At 73.9% G+C, this 17,400-nt stretch carries 16 protein-coding genes; 7 read left to right on the top strand and 9 right to left on the bottom strand.

Translation table 11 applies throughout. The features are described from left to right. Positions 1–14: 14 nt before the first annotated feature. From ACEZDE_RS12190 to ACEZDE_RS12180, 3 genes are all read right to left on the bottom strand, one after another. Positions 15–509: a hypothetical protein gene (locus ACEZDE_RS12190; RefSeq protein WP_380535484.1), complete on the bottom strand. Its 495-nt coding sequence runs from the start codon at positions 507–509 to the stop codon at positions 15–17. A 117-nt stretch (positions 510–626) separates the two neighbouring features. Next, on the bottom strand, positions 627–1,484 hold the full coding sequence (locus ACEZDE_RS12185; protein ID WP_380535482.1) for a PHP domain-containing protein: 858 nt from the start codon (positions 1,482–1,484) through the stop codon (positions 627–629). Between the two features lie 73 nt (positions 1,485–1,557). Continuing rightward, on the bottom strand, positions 1,558–2,196 hold the full coding sequence (locus ACEZDE_RS12180) for a DUF6758 family protein (RefSeq protein WP_380535481.1): 639 nt from the start codon (positions 2,194–2,196) through the stop codon (positions 1,558–1,560). Between the two features lie 202 nt (positions 2,197–2,398). Between ACEZDE_RS12180 and ACEZDE_RS12175 the strand changes: the two genes are divergently transcribed. After that, positions 2,399–3,598 carry an MFS transporter gene (locus tag ACEZDE_RS12175; RefSeq protein ID WP_380535697.1) on the top strand — a complete coding sequence of 400 codons (1,200 nt, stop codon included), beginning with the start codon at positions 2,399–2,401 and terminating at the stop codon, positions 3,596–3,598. A 115-nt stretch (positions 3,599–3,713) separates the two neighbouring features. On the opposite strand, the gene ACEZDE_RS12170 is transcribed toward ACEZDE_RS12175, so the two are convergent. From ACEZDE_RS12170 to ACEZDE_RS12160, 3 genes are all read right to left on the bottom strand, one after another. Next, positions 3,714–3,860 carry a hypothetical protein gene (locus tag ACEZDE_RS12170; protein WP_380535479.1) on the bottom strand — a complete coding sequence of 49 codons (147 nt, stop codon included), beginning with the start codon at positions 3,858–3,860 and terminating at the stop codon, positions 3,714–3,716. Positions 3,861–4,585: 725 nt separating this feature from the next. Then, positions 4,586–5,506, bottom strand: coding sequence for an alpha/beta fold hydrolase (locus ACEZDE_RS12165; RefSeq protein ID WP_380535477.1), 921 nt, complete (start codon positions 5,504–5,506; stop codon positions 4,586–4,588). Positions 5,507–5,678: 172 nt separating this feature from the next. Continuing rightward, entirely contained in the window at positions 5,679–8,066 is a 2,388-nt protein-coding gene (locus ACEZDE_RS12160) for a DEAD/DEAH box helicase (RefSeq protein ID WP_380535475.1), read from the bottom strand. 357 nt (positions 8,067–8,423) lie between these two features. On the opposite strand from ACEZDE_RS12160, the gene ACEZDE_RS12155 reads away from it, so the two are divergent. Next, positions 8,424–9,164 (top strand): ferritin-like fold-containing protein, encoded by a 741-nt coding sequence (locus ACEZDE_RS12155; RefSeq protein ID WP_380535473.1) that lies wholly within the window; start codon positions 8,424–8,426, stop codon positions 9,162–9,164. Positions 9,165–9,179: 15 nt separating this feature from the next. Here ACEZDE_RS12155 and ACEZDE_RS12150 read toward each other — a convergent pair whose 3' ends face one another. From ACEZDE_RS12150 to ACEZDE_RS12140, 3 genes are all read right to left on the bottom strand, one after another. Next, positions 9,180–9,461 carry a hypothetical protein gene (locus ACEZDE_RS12150; protein WP_380535471.1) on the bottom strand — a complete coding sequence of 94 codons (282 nt, stop codon included), beginning with the start codon at positions 9,459–9,461 and terminating at the stop codon, positions 9,180–9,182. A 253-nt stretch (positions 9,462–9,714) separates the two neighbouring features. Next, the gene (locus tag ACEZDE_RS12145; RefSeq protein ID WP_380535470.1) at positions 9,715–9,942 is read right to left on the bottom strand and encodes a DUF3107 domain-containing protein; all 228 of its coding nucleotides are present in this window, start codon (positions 9,940–9,942) and stop codon (positions 9,715–9,717) included. 110 nt (positions 9,943–10,052) lie between these two features. Further along, on the bottom strand, positions 10,053–10,712 hold the full coding sequence (locus ACEZDE_RS12140) for a TetR/AcrR family transcriptional regulator (RefSeq protein WP_380535468.1): 660 nt from the start codon (positions 10,710–10,712) through the stop codon (positions 10,053–10,055). A gap of 238 nt (positions 10,713–10,950) precedes the next feature. Between ACEZDE_RS12140 and ACEZDE_RS12135 the strand changes: the two genes are divergently transcribed. The 5 genes from ACEZDE_RS12135 to moeZ all read left to right on the top strand — a co-directional run bounded on the left by ACEZDE_RS12135 (position 10,951) and on the right by moeZ (position 17,358). After that, positions 10,951–11,907, top strand: coding sequence for an alpha/beta fold hydrolase (locus ACEZDE_RS12135; RefSeq protein WP_380535466.1), 957 nt, complete (start codon positions 10,951–10,953; stop codon positions 11,905–11,907). Between the two features lie 200 nt (positions 11,908–12,107). Next, a complete protein-coding gene (locus tag ACEZDE_RS12130) occupies positions 12,108–13,952 on the top strand; it encodes a DUF3492 domain-containing protein (RefSeq protein ID WP_380535464.1) in 1,845 nt (614 codons plus the stop codon). Then, positions 13,949–15,103, top strand: a complete 1,155-nt coding sequence (locus tag ACEZDE_RS12125) for a hypothetical protein (protein WP_380535462.1) — start codon at positions 13,949–13,951, stop codon at positions 15,101–15,103. Before ACEZDE_RS12130 ends, ACEZDE_RS12125 begins: the two co-directional genes overlap by 4 nt. Before the next feature lie 44 nt (positions 15,104–15,147). Next, entirely contained in the window at positions 15,148–16,062 is a 915-nt protein-coding gene (locus tag ACEZDE_RS12120; protein WP_380535460.1) for an NAD-dependent epimerase/dehydratase family protein, read from the top strand. A 117-nt stretch (positions 16,063–16,179) separates the two neighbouring features. Continuing rightward, positions 16,180–17,358, top strand: a complete 1,179-nt coding sequence (gene moeZ, locus ACEZDE_RS12115; protein WP_380535458.1) for an adenylyltransferase/sulfurtransferase MoeZ — start codon at positions 16,180–16,182, stop codon at positions 17,356–17,358. The last annotated feature ends 42 nt before the right edge of the window (positions 17,359–17,400 follow it).

The following is a 17,400-nucleotide window of genomic DNA, read 5'->3' as shown; positions in this document are numbered from 1 at the left end:
CGGGTGAGGAGGCGTCAGACGGTCTTCTGGGTGTCCACGGCCGGGGCGGTCGCCTGCGCCGGGACAGCGGCGGCGTCGGCCATCGCGCTCGCCGGGAAGGCGGCGATGAACTGGTCCAGCTCGTGCCGCCAGTAGGCGTGCACGTTCAGCCGGGTCGGCTTGGCGCCGGGGGTGAACTCGACGTACATGGAGTTCCAGACCTTGACCCGCTTGACCCGGCTCACCGGGAACGCCTCGCGCGGGTAGACCGCGACGATGTCGCCGGGGCGGTTGGTCCAGCGGCTGGCGCTGTTCACCACGATGGAGGTGTTGGTGAGGGTCAGGAAGTAGAACTTGCGCGTGAACGCGACGATCATGCCGACCAGCGGGATCTCGTCGAATATCGCGTTCAGCCACGGGCTCGGGCCGGTCTCCGTGTGCACGCAGGCGATGAAGGTCTCCCCGGCAGGCGCGGCCTGGGTGAGCTTCTCGATGACCTGGGCCTTCATCTTGGCACGGCGAATCGCCATGAGTGCATCCCTCTGTCGTGATGGTGACACCGTGTGAGAACACGGTGGAATCGGCCGAGGGTAGCAGTTGAGTAAAGACTTCCACAGCGAGGTTTCGCCCTCGTTGTGGACGCTTCGTCAGATCGTGACCGGCTTGGCTCCGGTGGCTCGGGCGACCAGTGCTTCGTAGACCTCCGGCGCGGTGGTGTTCGCGCCCAGCCGGACCGCCTTGCGGCTGCCGTGGTAGTCGCTGGAGCCGGTGGTCAGCAGCCCGAGGTCGGCGGCGAGGGCGCGCAGCCGGGCCCGGGTCGGCTGGTCGTGGTCGGTGTGGTCCACCTCGACGCCGTCCAGACCCGCCGCCGCCAGCTCGGCGATGACCTGCTCGGACACGGTACGACCGCGCTTGTGCGCGCCGGGGTGGGCGAAGACGGTGACCCCTCCGGCTGCGCGGACCAGCCGGATCGCCTCGAACGGGTCGAACTCCCGCTTGCGGACGTCCGCCCGGCCGCCGTTGGCCACCCACTCGGCGGTGAACGCGGCGTCGATGTCGGCCACCACGCCCGCCTCCACCAGGGCGCTGGCCACATGCGGCCGGCCCACCGAGCCGTCGCCCGCGATCCGCTGGACCTGGGCCCAGCTGATCGGCGCGCCCAGCTCCCGGCAGCGTTCGACCATGGCCTCGGCCCGGCGGAACCGGTCGGTCCTGACCAGCTCCCGCTCGCGGGTGAACTCCTCGTCGGCCGGGTCGAACAGGTAACCGAGCAGATGCATGGAGATGCCCTCGACCTGGCAGGATAGCTCGCTCCCGGTCACCAGGGTCAGCCCGCTCAGCCGGTGCTCGGCCAGCGCCGCGACCGCCTCCGGATGCCCGGCCACGGTGTCGTGGTCGGTCAGCGCGACCACGTCCAGGCCCGCGGCGGCGGCGTTGCGGACCAGTTCGGCGGGGGTGTCGGTGCCGTCCGAGGCGTTGCTGTGGGTGTGCAGGTCGATGCGCACGAGGGGGCTCCAGGCGGGTCGCGGGTCAGGGCCCGAGAATCTCACACGCCTGACCGCAGCGCGGCTCCGGCGGTCAGCCCAGCAGCCGCGGCGAGAGCGCGCCGCAGGGGAGCAGGTCGAGTTCGGCCCCGGCGTCGCGGAGGTCGGTCAGCACCAGTTCGTCGTACATCAGCAGCCCGCTGCGCTCCGGCCAGACGACGGCCCACAGCCACAGCCCGCGGGCCTCGCCGACGAACACCGCACGGTCGTCCGGGGCTCCGGCGACGTGCCACAGCGCGGTCGGCCGTCCGGCGGCGAGCACCTTGGCGTGCGGGGGGCGGTCCACGGCGATCGCGTCGCCCGGGTCCGGGCCGGGCAGCCCGGCGAAGCGGGCGCCCAGGCCGACGCCCAACTCCTCGGCCACCAGCACGAGTTCACCGGGTCCGCCGAGCGGCCCCGGGCCCGAGCAGGCGACCGCGCTGGCGCGTCCGCCGGAGAGGTCGTCACCCGCGTGCGCGATCCCGGTGAACAGCCAGCCGACCGGCAGCGGCCAGGGCATCCAGACCGGGACCTCGGCCCGGGCCACCGCCACGGTCAGCGCTTCCACGCTCGGGGGGACCACGGGTTGGAGCGGGTGCACGGTGCCGTGCACGTCGCACTGCCACGCGTCGGTGAACAGTCCTGGGGCGCGGACGCGGCCCCCGCACCTCGGGCAACTGGGCTCGCCCCTCATGGAGCACAACGGTCCTCCCTCGCGACCGCGTCGTCAAGGACGATCACCCGGTCGGTGGGGATGGGTGTATTTTGCAACCAAGTAGATGTACTATGCATCTATATCGGAAAGGCATCGACTGAGGAGGTGGGTCGTGGACCCACGCACAACGGCCGGATTCCAGGAGCACGAGCAGGAGCGCGGCAGCATCCTGCGCCAGCCCATGGCGGTCTGGGCGACCGCCGGGGCGGCCGTGGTCGCCTTCATGGGCATCGGCCTGGTCGACCCGATCCTCCCGTCCATCGCCAAGGGCCTGAACGCCGACGCCGGACAGGTCTCGCTGCTGTTCACCAGCTACTTCCTGGTCACGGCGGTGGCGATGCTGGTCACCGGCTGGGTCTCCAGCCGGATCGGCGGCAAGCGGACGCTGCTGATCGGGCTGGCGCTGGTGGTGGTCTTCGCGGCGCTGGCCGGAACCTCGCACAGCGTCGGCGGACTGGTCGGCTTCCGGGCCGGCTGGGGCCTCGGCAACGCCCTGTTCGTGTCCACCTCGCTGGCGGTCATCGTCGGCGCGGCGACCGGCGGCAGCGAGGCGGCGATCCTGCTCTACGAGTCGGCGCTGGGCATCGGCATGGCCTGCGGCCCGCTGCTCGGCGCGGTGCTGGGCAATCTGAAGTGGCGTTACCCCTTCTTCGGCACGGCCACGCTGATGGCGATCGGCTTCGTCGCGATCACCTTCCTGCTGAAGCCGCAGCAGTCCCCGTCGCAGCAGCCGTCGCCGCCCGTGCGCAAGGTGGGCCTGGCCGAGCCGCTGCGGGCGCTCGGGCACAAGGGCCTCGCCTCCACCGCCGCCAGCGCCTTCTGCTACAACTACGCGTTCTTCACGGTGCTGGCCTTCTCGCCGTTCGTGCTGGACATGAGCCCGTACCGGAGCGGCGCGGTGTTCTTCGCCTGGGGCCTGCTGCTCGCCCTGTGCTCGGTGTTCGCCGCGCCGCGGCTGCAGGACCGCTTCGGCTCGCTCCGGGTGCTCGGCGGCTCGCTGCTGCTGCTGGCCGCCGACCTGCTGCTGCTCGGCTTCGGCTCGCACGCCGCGGCGATCGCCGCCACCGTGCTCTCCGGCGCGTTCATCGGGATGAACAACACCGTCTACACCGAGCTGGCCCTGGAGATCTCCGACGCCCCGCGGCCGGTGGCCTCGGCCGGGTACAACTTCGTCCGCTGGTTCGCGGCGGCGGCTGCGCCGTTCGTGGCGCCCAAGCTGGCCGCGCACGTCAACGCCCAGATGCCGTTCGTGGTCGCGGCCGGGGCCGCGGTGCTGGCCGTGCTGGTGGTCGTGGTGCGGCGGAAGCACCTGCGGCGGGAGGCGGCGGGCGCGGCGCCGGGCGCGGCGCTCACCGACGAACTGGCGGCGGTGCCGGCCTGAGGCGGTGCGGGGCGCTTCGCGTTCTCGGGGCCCCGCAGAGCGTGAAGGGGCCCGGCGGGCGGTGTGCCTGCCGGGCCCCTTCGCGTGTGTACGTCCCCCTCGGCCGTTCCCCGGCCTAGGAGGCTTGGTACGGGCGGATGTAGAGCCGTTCTCCGGTCGCGGCGGCGTCCTCGACCATGGCGCGTACGGTTTCCGCATCAGCGATGAGGCGGTCCGTGGTGCTGCCGTCGATGTCGCTCAGACGCATGATCTCGAATCTCATGGGCGTCTCCCTTCCAATTCCACTGCCCACAATGCAGCCAGGCTGTGTTGTGGTGATTGCCCATCCGTTAATGCCTGGTATCGGCCTGGCGCCGGACGGGGAAGTGACGGGCGCGCAAGGCGTGCATTCGTGCGAACTGCCATGCGCGGCATGTTTATTCCGCTGCCGGAGAGTTTACTGAGACCTGGCGGATCTGTCCTGGGGAATCGCCCGCGCGGGGGGCGCGCGGTGGTGGAGAGAATTTTGACGCGACCTTGCCAAGGAGGGCTCTCTTGGTAAGGATGTCAATTGGGTTGGCGGCGACGACATATGACGGCCGGGGGAACTCGGGCCGGACGAACACGGTCACGGCGGTCTCGTCGCCGCGCGCCCTCGACCCGTCGGCCGCGGTCGCTGGGGAACGGTGTGAGGCCCGTTTCCCCGCGGCCTGGCCGGCGGGGGGCCTGCCGGGGGCGGACCCGGTCAGCGAGCGAAGGCGGCCGGGTACGTCGCCGAGGGCTTCTGGGAGCTGCTGCGGGACGGCGACCGGAACGGCGCGCTCGACCTGACCGAGCGTCAGCACATCGACTAAGCACGGCACTTGGGCCGGACCAGGTCGCCAGGGCCCGCGCCCTGGTCCGACGGCTGCACGGCTCCGGCGAGCCCCTCCCCGGCTGCTTCGCCCGCGGGATCGCCCCGCTCGCCCCGCCGTCCGGGGCCCGCTGCTCCGGGCCGTGGGTCGGACCCTAGGCGGGGGTTCGGCCCACGGCGCGCCAGAAGTCGACCAGTGCGTCCGCCGTCGCCCGGGGCTGTTCCGCGTTGGGGGAGTGGCCCGCGCCGGGGACGGCGACATGCGGCGCGCCCAGCCGCAGCGCCATCTCCGCCTGCTCGGGGACCGGCCAGGCGTAGTCGCGCTCACCGGACAGGACCAGGGTCGGCAGGCCCACCTTGGCCAGCGCGTCGACCCGGTCCGGTTCCACGGTCAGCTGCCTGCCCATCGCGGTCAGCGCCTCGGGCACGTTCGCCAGCCAGCGGCGGTGCAGGAACTCGGCGATCTCCGGACGCGCCTGCGGGACGCCGCCCTCCGCGGCTGCCTCCAGCTCCTTCATCGCCTGCCAGATGGCCTCCAGGTCCATCACCGGCAGCACCGAGAGCAGCAGTTCGGCCCGCTGCGCCTCGTCCGCGCAGACCGCGCCGGGGCCGGTGCTCATCAGCGTCAGCGAGTCCCACGGCTGCGCGCCCGCCGCTGCCTCCGCCCCCGCCGCGCAGTGCAGCGCGGCCTCGCGGACCACGTAGCCGCCGAAGGAGTGCCCCAGCAGGTGCAGCGGTGCGCCCGCGGTCCGCTCCAGTCCCGCCACAGCCTCGGTGACCGCCAGCAGGTCCAGGGCCAGCGGCTCCAGGCCGTAGGCGGTCTCGTCGGCCGGGCCGCCGGTCTGGTACTGCCCGCGCTGGTCCACCGCGACCACCTGGAACCCGGCCTCGGCCAGCGGCTCCAGCAGCGCGATGAAGTCCTCCTTGCTGCCGGTGAAGCCCGGGACCAGCAGCGCGGTGCCGCGGACCGGGCCCGACGGCGGAAGGCCGTGCAACGCGGCGAACCCGCCGCGGTCGGTCGCCAGCCGGATGCTCCGGGCCGACGCCGGCAGGGTCAGGAACGGCGGCGTGCTCATGGCGGGCTCCATCCCGGGCGCGGGCGACTGCGGACGGATCCGACCCTAGCCGCCGCGGATGACAGCGGTGTGGCGCGGGCGGGGCGCGCCGGGAAAGCGAAGGGCGCGTGTGGGACGACAGAAGCTGTCGTCCCACCCGCGTCCGGTGCGCTTCGGCGGACCGGCGCCGGGCCTAGCGCAGGCCGCGGGCCTCGGCCGCGGCGGTCGCCGCCGCGGCGTCGGCGAGCCGCTCACTGCGCCGGCGGCGGCGCGGTACCAGCGTCTCGGTGGCCTCCGGTGCGGTCGAGGCCGCCGCGACCGCGCTGCGGCGCTGACGCGGGGCCGGGACCTCGGCCGGGGTGGGCACGCTCGCGGCGGCCCCCTCCGGACGCGCGGCCCGACGGCGGCTGCGCGGCGCCGGGGCCTCGGCGGGCGGCGCGGTGTCCGTGCCGCCCGCGGCGGTCGCCGGGTCCGCGGCCTGCACCGCGGTCGCGGCCGGACGGCTGCTCCGGCGGCGGCGCGGGGCCTTGGCGGCCTCGCCCTCCACCGGGGCGTCGGCGGCGGGGACGTCGTTGCCGGTCTCGGCCGTGACCTCGGCGCTGACCCCGCCGCGACGGCGACGGCTGCGCGGAGCGGGGGCCTCGGCGGGCGGCGCGGTGTCCGTGCCGCTCGCGGCGGTCGCCGGGTCCGCGGCCTGCACCGCGGTCGCGGCCACCAGCGCCTCGGCGGCCTGGACCACCTCGGCCGGGTCGGTGGCCTCGACGGCCTTGGCGGTGCCGCGACGGCGACGGCTGCGCGGGGCGGGGGCCTCGGCGGCCTGCTCCACCGGCTCGGAGACCGCGACCGCCTCGGCGACTGCCTCGGTGGCGGTGGCCGCCTCGACCACCGCGACAGCGGCGTCCTCGGCGCCTGCCGCGCCGCGGCGACGGCGACGGGCCCGCGGCGCCGACTCCTCGGCGACCGCGCCCGCGTCGGCCCGCACCTCGACGGCCTGCGCCGGAGCGGCGCTCACCGGCTCCTGCACGCCCGTGCCCACGCCTGCGGCCTCGCCCTCGCCGCCGGAGCGGGTACGGCGGCGCTGGCGCTCGCGGCGCGGACGCTGCTCCTCGGCCGGGGCCTCGGCGGCGGCCGGGCGGCGGCCGTCGCGTCCGGCGCCGCGCCCGCTGTCGCGGGGACCGCGGGCGGCCCGCTCCTCACGGCTGCCCGCGCCGCGGGAACCGCGTCCGCCGGGCTCGCCCAGGTCCTCGATCGCCTCGGCGCCCAGCCCCGCACGGGTGCGGTCGGCGCGCGGCAGCACGCCCTTGGTGCCGGGGGCGATGTGCAGCAGCTCGTAGAGGTGCGGCGAGGTGGAGTAGGTCTCCTCGGGCTCGGCCAGGCCCAGCGTGAGCGCCTTGTTGATCAGCGCCCAGCGGGGGATGTCGTCCCAGTCGACCAGGGTCACCGCGGTGCCGGACGCGCCCGCGCGGCCGGTCCGGCCGATGCGGTGCAGGTAGGTCTTCTCGTCCTCGGGGCACTGGTAGTTGATGACATGCGTCACACCGTCGACGTCGATGCCGCGGGCGGCCACGTCGGTGCAGACCAGCACGTCCACCTTGCCGTTGCGGAAGGCGCGCAGCGCCTGCTCGCGCGCCCCCTGGCCCAGGTCGCCGTGCACCGCGCCGGCCGCGAAGCCGCGGTTGGTGAGCTGCTCGGAGACGTCGGCGGCGGTGCGCTTGGTGCGGCAGAAGATCATGGCCAGGCCGTGGCCCTCGGCCTGCAGCACCCGGGAGACCAGCTCCACCTTGTCCATGGAGTGCGCCCGGAAGGCGAACTGCTGGACCGAGGCGACGGTGTGGCCGGTGTCGTCCGGGGCCGCCGCGCGGATGTGGGTGGGCTGGGTCATGTAGCGCCGGGCCAGGCTGATGACCTGGCCGGGCATGGTGGCCGAGAACAGCATGGCCTGCCGCTTGGTCGGCAGCATGGTCATGATCTTCTCGACGTCGGGCAGGAAGCCCAGGTCGAGCATCTCGTCCGCCTCGTCCAGCACCAGGATGCGGACGGCGGAGAGGTCCAGCTTGTGCTGGCGGGCCAGGTCGAGCAGCCGGCCGGGGGTGCCGACGACCACGTCGACGCCCTTTTGCAGCGCCTCGACCTGCGGCTCGTAGGCCCGGCCGCCGTAGATCGCGAGGACCCGGACGTTGCGGACCTTGCCTGCGGTCTGCAGGTCGTTGGTGACCTGGGTGCACAGCTCCCGGGTCGGGACCACGACCAGCGCCTGCGGCGCGGTCGGCAGCTCCTCGCGGGTGCAGCGGCCGGCGTCCACGTCGGCGGAGACCCGGACCCGGTCGATGATGGGGAGCCCGAAGCCCAGGGTCTTGCCGGTGCCGGTCTTGGCCTGGCCGATGACGTCGTGGCCGCCCATGGCGACCGGGAGGGTCATCTCCTGGATCGGGAAAGCATTGATGATGCCGACGGCCTCTAGGGCCTCTGCGGTCTCGGGAAGGATCCCGAGCTCTCGGAACGTAGTCAGGGCGATGCCTCTTCCGGTGTGTGCGGCCTGGCGTGGGGCGGCCGGGCGTCCGTACGTCGCGTACGTGCGCATTGACCGCAACCGGCTACCTCGCGGCCGTCCCGCGTGCCGGCTCCGTCGGTAGCGCGGACTCGTTCGTCACGCGCGGGCGGGCGGCACTGCGGAAGGCCATTGATGGGAGGTCCGGCGCGGGACCGCTGAGGTGCGGTCTGCGGCGGCCCTCGCTCGGCCACTGCGGGCCCTTCGTGATGTCCGTCCCCGGATCGGAAGGGCTGGGTCGGTCGGAGCCGATCGTTCCACCGACCGGGCATCCGCATACGTGAGGGGCGGCGCATACGCCGGTCCTCACTACCACCATACCCGCAAGCGAGTGATCGAACATCTGACGCGGACGACAGTTCCGTACATGTGACGGATAAAGTGCCGCCTATGGAGACTCCTGGCGGCACCGGCGACGGCAAGGGCGACGGCCTCGGCGACACGATCGGGGACTGGGACAGCTGCTCGGCGGACCCGCAGTATCGCGCGGCGGTGCTCGACCTGCTCGGCGGGCTCGCCTACGGGGAGCTCAGCGCGTTCGAACGGCTGGCCGAGGACGCCAAGCTGGCGCCGACGCTGGAGGACAAGGCGGCGCTGGCCGGGATGGCCGCCGCGGAGTTCCAGCACTACCGGCTGCTGCACGACCGGCTGGTCCGGGTCGGCGCCGACCCGACCGCGGCGATGCTGCCCTTCGCCGAGCCGCTGGACGCGTTCCACCGGCTGACCGCACCGTCCGACTGGCCGGAGAGCCTGGTCAAGGCCTATGTCGGCGACTCCATCGCGTCCGACTTCTACCGCGAGGTCGCGGTCCGGCTCGACCGCGACACCCGGGACCTGGTGCTCAAGGTGATGGCCGACACCGGCCACGCCGACTTCGCGGTGGAGAAGGTGCGCCAGGCGATCGAGGCCGACCCGCGGATCGGCGGACGGCTGGCGCTGTGGGGCCGGCGGCTGATGGGCGAGGCGCTGAGCCAGGCGCAGCGGGTCGTCGCCGAGCGGGACGCGCTGTCCAACCTGCTGATCGGCGGGGTGGAGGTGCGCGGCTTCGACCTGGTGGAGGTGGGCAAGATGTTCAACCGGATCACCGAGGCGCACACCCGGCGGATGGCCGCGCTGGGGCTGGCCTCCTGAGGCTCGGGCCGGGCCTCAGGCGTGGTGCGGGTAGCGGGTCGAGGGTGATCGCCGGTTTTCCGGGTGGGCCAGCAGCGACACCATCGCGCAGGCGCCGACGGCGCAGCCGGGGACGGTGAGGTAGAGGTGTCCTGAGCCGACCACGGCGTAGCCGAGGCTGCCGGTGAGCAGCGCGGCGCACAGGCCGGTCAGCACCACCATCCCCCGGTGGACCGTGAACAGACGCGGCAGCAGCAGCGCGGCGGCGGCCCCGACGGCCAGTCCCACCAGGGCGAACGCGAGCAGGTCCCATCGCATGCGGGTGTGCTCCCCTTCCTGGTTGCGCGGATATCTCCCAGGTCGTACCCAGCGATGGCACAGGCCATGCGGGAAGCGGCGGTTCGGGCCGGACGACGGCCGGGAATCACCCGCCGGGGCGGCCCGTCGTGCGACTCGCGCGGGCGTCGGCTAGGGGTCGGCCGGGGAGGTTCGGCGGGAGCCCGTCCAGGGAAAGCGAAGAGGCGCCCCTCCCCGCCGGAGCGGGAGGGGCGCCTCTTGCTTGGATCTCGGATCAGATCGCGCCGAAGCCGACCTTGCGGGCGGCCTGCTCGCCGATCTCCACGTAGGCGAGGCGCTCGGCCGGAACCAGGACCTTGCGGCCGTGCTCGTCCGTGAGCTTCAGCAGCTTGGCACTGCCGTCGAGCGCGGCGGCGACCGCGCTCTCGACCTCATCAGCAGACTGCGAGCTCTCGAGAACGATCTCCCGAGCCGCGTTCTGCACGCCGATCTTGACCTCCACGGCTACGTCCCTCCGGCCCCTCAAGGCGTTGCTTTGTTCACTGTCCTCGCGCGGATGATCGCGCCCTACGGGGCAACCTTAGACCGACCGGAGGTCGGCACGAGCCGGGTTCAGTGCGCGGCCGTGTCGCCGCCGTGCATCGGGAAGCCCTTGAGGCCGCGCCAGGACAGGCTGGAGACCAGTCGGACCGCCTCGTCCTGCGGGATGGTGCCGCCCTGGGCCAGCCAGAACCGGGCGGTGATCTGGCACAGGCCGCAGACGCCGACGGCGAGCAGCATGGCCTCTTCCTCGGGGAGGTCGGTGTCCTCCGCGATCACCTTGCTGACCAGGGTGGCGGTCGCCCGGGTCACCGCCTCGACCCGCTCCTTGACCGCGTCCTCGTTGGTCAGGTCGGACTCGAAGACCAGCCGGAACGCGCCGGACTCGGCCGCGACGTAGGCGAAGTACGCCTCGGTCGTGGCCAGCACCCGGAGCTTGTTGTCCGTGGTGGCCTCGAGCGCCGCGCGGATGGCCTCGACCAGGGCGTCGCAGTGCTTGTCGAGCAGGGCGAGGTAGAGCTCCAGCTTCCCCGGGAAGTGCTGGTAGAGCACCGGCTTGCTGACTCCGGCGCGCTCGGCGATGTCGTCCATGGCGGCCGCGTGGTAGCCCTGGGCGACGAACACCTCTTCGGCGGCGCCGAGCAACTGGTTGCGCCGGGCGCTGCGCGGCAGGCGGCCGGTCGCCGCCTTGGCGGCACGCGGTCGCTCGTCCGTGTCCTGAACTGCCGTCACGGCGCTCCTCGCTCACGGTGGTGGTGGGTCTTCCAGACGGCCATCCTACTTGTCGGTAATCCTCTGCGCCGCAGGTCGCCGAAAGAAAGTCCGGGCGATGTGTTGTGAGGAACTGACAACGCAGGACTGAGCAGAACGCCCGATGATGGTGCAATCCACTCAATTCACCGCGACGCGCTGGGGCCGCTCCGGCGCCGCCGGTGCCTGCCCGGCCCGGTTCCGCTCGTAGCATCGGGGGATGACGAGCGGACTGGGCGAGATGCCCGAGACAGCGATTCCTGCCGCCGAGCCGGGCTCCCGGCAGGTCCGGGACGTGGTCGTGCCGGGGTGCGCCCTGCACGTCGCGGCGACCGGTCCCGACCGGGCCGGACTGCCGCCCGCGGTGTTCGTGCACGGCCTCGGCGGATCCACCCAGAACTGGGAGCTGCTGATGGAGCGGCTGGCCGGTGACGTCGACGGGCACGCGGTGGACCTGCCCGGATTCGGCCAGTCCCCGCCGCCGGACGACGCCGACCTGTCCGTCACCGCGCACATGCGCGCCGTCGTCGACTACCTGGAGCTGGCCGGGCGCGGCCCGGTGCACCTCTTCGGCAACTCGCTCGGCGGCGCGGTGGCGACCCGTCTTGCCGCGCTGCGCCCCGACCTGGTGCGGACGCTCACCCTGATCTCCCCGGCACTGCCGGAGCTGCCGCCGCAGCACACCGCGCTGCCGACCGGGCTGCTGGCCATGCCCGGCGTTCCGGCCGCCTTCGGCAAGCTGACCCGCGGCCAGCCGGTGGAGCAGCAGACAGAGGCGCTGCTGGACCTCTGCTACGGCGACCCCGGCCTGATCGACGCCGAGCGGCGGCGCGAGATGGTGGCGGAGTACCAGCGCCGGATGGCGCTGCCGTACACGATGGACGTGCTGGCCAGGACCGCGCGCGGGATCGTCAGGGCGTACACCGAGCGCGGGCCGCAGTCGCTCTGGAAGCAGGCGGAGCGGGTCACCGCGCCGGTGCTGCTGGTGTACGGGCTGCGGGACAAGCTGGTGTCCTACCGGATGGCCAGGCGGGCCGGGCAGGCGTTCCGCGACTCCCGGCTGCTGGTGCTGCCGGAGGCCGGGCACGTGGCGATGATGGAGTACCCGGAGCTGGTGGCGGCGCAGTTCCGCGAGCTGCTGGCGCTGACCGACCGGCCGGAGGCGGCCCGGCGGTAGTCGCGGGGGCAATGTTGCAGGGCAACGCCGCAGGACAACGCCGTAGTGGGCCGGGGGTTTCGGGGGTTCACTCCTTCGGGTGGTAGGCGGCCGAATGGTCGAGTGGGTGTCAGTCCCCGGACGTAGTTTCGTCCCGTCGGGCCGAACAGACGTCGGGGGGCCCACTCCACACCATCGTCCTACGGCTCCTGGAGGTCTCCATGCGCATCGCACTGCTCACTGAGGGTGGCTTCCCCATCGCGGAGAGTGCCGAGGGCGGCTGGTGCGACCGGCTCACCCGAGGCCTGCCCGAGCACGAGTTCGAGATGTACGCCCTGGGCGCCGCGCGGCGCGAGGCTCCGCCGGAGCCGCTGCCGGCCCGGCTGTCCGCGCTGCGGCCCAGCACCCCGGCCGCCGCCGTGCTGCACGGGCGGCCCCGGCGCCGGGCGCTGCTGGCCTACAGGGCCCTGGTCCGCTCGCTGGTGGAGCCGGGCGCCGCGGCCGGGTTCGGTCCGGCCCTCTACGCCCTGGCCGAGGCCGGCCGCGGTGGCGGGCTGCCCGCGCTGCTGCGCTCGGGCGCGGCGTTACGGGTGCTGGAGACCGCCTGGCAGGCACCGGGCGCGATCGGCGCCGCGGGCTCGGGCGCCGCGGTCGAACCGCAGGTGAGGGACGTCCTGGTGGCCGCGGATCTGCTGGCGCACCATCTGCGGGCGCTGTCCGCGCCCTGGTACGGCGCCGAGCCGGCAGCCGAGGGCCCGGTGCGCGAGCGCTGGTGGTCCGCGGTCCGACTGCCGGGGCAGGCCGCGGGTCCGGCCGGGCTGGCCTCCGCCGACATCTGCCACGCCGTCGGCGGCGGCCCGGCGGTGCTGCCCGGCCTGCTGGCGAAGCACTTCTACGGGATACCCCTGATCATCACCGAGCACGGCCTGCACCTGCGCGAACGCGCCCGCGGCTACCGGGACGCCCCCTACCGGCGGCCGGTCCGGGCGCTGCTGCTCACCTTCTTCCGGCTGCTGGCCCGCGAGGGCTACCGGCAGGCCGGGCTGATCACCCCCGGCAGTTCCTACGACCAGCGCTGGCAGATCCACTGCGGCGCGGACCCGGCCACCGTCCGGGTCGTCTACGAGGGCACCGAAAACGCGGACCGTCCGGCGGCCGGCGCCGAGCCGGAGATCCCGACCCTGGTCTGGACCGGCCCGATCGAACCGCACGGCGGTCTGGAGACCGCGCTGCGGGGCCTCGCCGAGCTGCGGGAGACGCATGCCACGGCCCGGCTCCGGGTGCACGGCGGCGCTCCGGCCGGCGCCGAGGCCTATCGGGCGCACTGCGCCGAGCTGGTCGCGACGCTGTTTCCGGACGAGGCCGAGGCCGTGGTCTTCGAGGAGGCCGGTGCACGGCTGGACGCGGTGTACGAGCGGGGGACGGTCACCGTCCTCTCCGGCACCAGGGGCGCTCCGCCGCGGCTGCTCGCCGAGGCGATGCTGAGCGGGCGCCCGGTGGTGGCCACGGACGTGGGCGCGGCTCGGGAGCTGATCGGGCCGACCGGGCTGCTGGTCCCGGCGGAGGATCCGCGCGCCCTGGCCGCGGCCTGCGCGGCGCTGCTCGCGGACGAGGAGCGCCGCGCCAGACTCGGCAACGCCGGGCGGCTGCGGGCCCAGGAGATGTACGCGGTGGAGCCCGCGGCCACCGCCTTCCGCGGGCTCTACCTGGAGCTGGTCTCCGGCCGCCCGCTGCCGGTGGCCCCGCTGGGCGCGGTCGCCGCGCGGCGGCCTTTCGGCCGCACCGCGGAGGCCTGGGTGGCGGCGAGCGCGGCCCAGCCGCAGCCGGTCGCCATGGCGGCGGGGGGCGGCGTTGCCGCGAAGGGGGAGCGTACGGCGGAGGGCGGTCCGGCGGGAGTCGGTGCGGCAGGTCAGGCCTCCGTGGGTCTGGCCGAGGCGGAGCGGGCCGCGTCGGGGTGGCGGTTGTCGACCCGGCTCGCCGAGCTGCGGGTCTCCGCGCCGCGTCGGGAGCGGGTGCGTACCGCGGTGCCGGTCGGGGCCTTGGTCGAGGAGGCGGGGGCCGGATGAGCCAACGCCTGCGCGGGGCTCCGCCGGTCCCGCCGTCCCCGGCCGCGCCGTCCTCCGCACCGCCGTTCCCGGCATCCGCGTCGTCCTCGGCGTCCGTGCCGCACGGGGTTCCCGCCGACCCGGTGCACGATCTGCTGGTGCGTCACCTCCCGCTGTGCGAGACCGCGGTGGATCCGCTGGAGATCGCCGCCGAGCTGGAGGCGGCCGGGATCGGGCCCGGCACGGCCGGGCGCTACCGGCACAGCGACGTGTTCTCGCTGGCCGAGGAGCTGTACGCGCGGGTGCCGCGGCGGCCGTCCGCGCTCCGGGTGCCGCCGCCGGAGAGCCCCTGGCGGCGCCGGGCCGGGCCCTCGCTCGGGATCGGCCTGCTCTACCTGCTGCCCTGCGCCGCGCTCTGGCTGGCCCGGTCGACCGGCGGGGCCGCCCGCGGTCCCGGCGTCGCGCTGACCGTGGCCGGACTGCTGGCCCTGGTCGCCGCGGTCGGCTCGGGCCAGGGCCGCGGGCGCGGTCCCGAGCACCCGTTCCTGGCCAGGCTCGGCTTCGCGCTCGGCCTGGCCGGGCTGCTCGGCCTCGGCGTCACCGGCGGCCTGGCGCTGCCCGTCGCCACCGCGCTGGCCTGCTCGGTCGGTGCCGCCGACTGGTGCGCCCGCTGGTTCCGGCACATCGGCTGGGGTCATCTCGGCGCGGCCAGGTCGCAGAGCGAGTTCCGAGAACGGATGCGACCGGTCCTGCCGGTCGCCCTCTTCCTGTATCTGACCGCGCTGTCGGTGCTGACCTTCGCCGCGGTGGTGATCAAGCGCGACCGCGGCGCGACCGGCGTCGCCGCTGCGGTCGGCGGCGCCGACGGGACGGTATGGGCCGCCCAGGAGTGCGCCGGGGCGGTGCTGCTGCTGGTGCTGCTGCTCTGGCGCTGCGGTCGCCGCCAGGACGCGCTGGCCGCGCTGCTCGGCGTGCTCGCTGCGGTGGGGGTGGCCGCGGCCGCGGTCGGGGCCGCCGCGCCCTGGCGGGTGCCGGCCGCGGGCGGCCCGGCCGGGACGGCCTTCGCCGAGGCGCTGCTCTGGGGCTGCGGGCCGACCGCCGTGCTGCTGCTCCCGTACGCCTGGACGGTGCTGCTCCGACCCGAGTCGCACCACGCCGCCGCGACCGAATGAACTCCCTTTCCCTCTCTCCACATGTTCCAAGGAAGGACCGCACCATGAGGGTGCTGCTGCTGGGCGCCGATGGTTTCATCGGCCGCCGCGTCGCCGACCGCCTGTTCGCCGACCCGGAGTTGCAGGTGACCGTGCTCGGCCGGCGGGACACCGCCGACATCCGCTTCGACCTCGCCGCCGGGAGTCCGGGCGCGCTGGCCAGATTCCTGGACGCGGTGATGCCGCGGGTGGTGGTCAACTGCGCGGGGGCGACCTACGGCAGCCCGCGCGACCTGGTCCGGGCCAACACCCAGGCGGTGGCCACGGTCTGCGAGGCGATCCGGCGCAGCCACGACCCGGCCCGGCTGGTCCACGTCGGCTCCGCCGCCGAGTACGGCCCGGTCCCGATCGGCACCTCCACCGCCGAGACCTCGGACCCGCGCCCGCTCGGCCCGTACGGGGTCACCAAGCTCGCCGGGACCGAGCTGGCGCTGTCGTCGGGCCTGGACGCGGTGGTGCTGCGGATCTTCGACGCGGTCGGCCCCGGGGTACCGGCCGGTTCGCTGTTCGGACGGCTGTCGGAGAGCCTGCGCCGGGCGCTGGAGCGGGGCGAGCCGCAGGTCCGCTCGGCGGACCTGTCCGCCTTCCGGGACTTCGTGGACGTCCGCGACGTGGCCAGGGCGGTCCAGGCGGCGGCGGTGTCCGCGGCCACCGGCGTGATCAACATCGGCGGCGGCAGCGGGGTCCGGATGCGGGACGCCGCGCACCTGCTGGTCCGCGCCTCCGGCTTCGACGGGCGGCTGATGGAGGAGACCCGCAGCCCGATCCCCGGCGCGGACGGCGGCAACGACCGTCCCGGCGAGGTGCTGTGGCGGCAGGCGGACATCCGCACCGCGCGGGAGCGGCTCGGCTGGCGGCCCAGGGTCCCGCTGGAGGAGTCGCTCGCGGACATCTGGATGGAGACCGCCTGCCGGGTCTGATCCGCCGGAAACCGTCTCAGCAGCTGTCTCGTACCTCGGACCGGGGGCCTGGAATAGCGGCGGGCGTGGCACTGTTGGCCGGAGAACCGTACAGAAAACCGATCACCGGAGTCCCCCGTGTCGCTGCCACCCCTGGTCGAGCCGGCCGCTGAGCTCACCGTGGACGAGGTCCGCAGGTACTCCCGCCACCTGATCATCCCGGATGTCGGGATGGACGGGCAGAAGCGGTTGAAGAACGCCAAGGTGCTCTGCGTGGGCGCCGGCGGCCTCGGCTCTCCCGCACTGATGTACCTCGCCGCCGCGGGCGTCGGAACGCTCGGCATCGTCGAGTTCGACACCGTCGACGAGTCCAACCTCCAGCGTCAGATCATCCACGGCCAGGCCGACATCGGCCGGTCCAAGGGCGAGTCGGCCCGCGACTCGGTCCTGGAGATCAACCCCTACGTCAACGTCGTCCTGCACGAGACCCGCCTGGACGTGGACAACGTCAAGGAGATCTTCGCGCAGTACGACCTGATCGTCGACGGCACCGACAACTTCGCCACCCGCTACCTGGTGAACGACGCCGCGGTGCTGCTCGGCAAGCCCTACGTCTGGGGCTCGATCTACCGCTTCGACGGTCAGGCCAGCGTGTTCTGGGCCGAGCACGGCCCCTGCTACCGCTGCCTCTACCCGGAGGCCCCGCCGGCCGGGATGGTGCCGTCCTGCGCCGAGGGCGGCGTGCTCGGCGTGCTGTGCGCGTCGATCGGCGCGATCCAGGTCACCGAGGCGATCAAGCTGCTGGCCGGGATCGGCGAGCCGCTGGTCGGCCGACTGATGATCTACGACGCGCTGGAGATGCAGTACCGCCAGGTCAAGGTCCGCAAGGACCCGGACTGCGCGCTGTGCGGGGAGAACCCGACCGTCACCGACCTGATCGACTACGAGGCCTTCTGCGGCGTCGTCAGCGACGAGGCGCAGGCGGCGGCGATCGGCTCCACCATCACCCCGAAGCAGCTCAAGCAGTGGCAGGACGACAAGGAGGACATCTTCCTGGTCGACGTCCGTGAGCCGGGCGAGTACGAGATCGTCAGCATCCCGGGCGCCACGCTGATCCCCAAGGGCGACTTCCTGATGGGCGACGCGCTGGAGCGGATGCCGCAGGACCGGAAGATCGTGCTGCACTGCAAGACCGGGGTCCGCTCGGCCGAGGTGCTGGCGGTGCTGCACTCCGCCGGGTTCTCCGACGCGGTGCACGTCGGCGGCGGCGTGATCGGCTGGGTCAACCAGATCGAGCCGCAGAAGCCGGTGTACTAAGCCGGTGTACTAGGTCGAACGTCGTAGGGCCCCGTCTCCCAT

This window comes from Streptacidiphilus cavernicola, from assembly GCF_042510955.1.
In the GTDB taxonomy this organism is placed as follows: Bacteria; Actinomycetota; Actinomycetes; order Streptomycetales; family Streptomycetaceae; genus Streptacidiphilus; species Streptacidiphilus cavernicola.
This window is presented reverse-complemented; position numbering and strand designations above follow the sequence as displayed.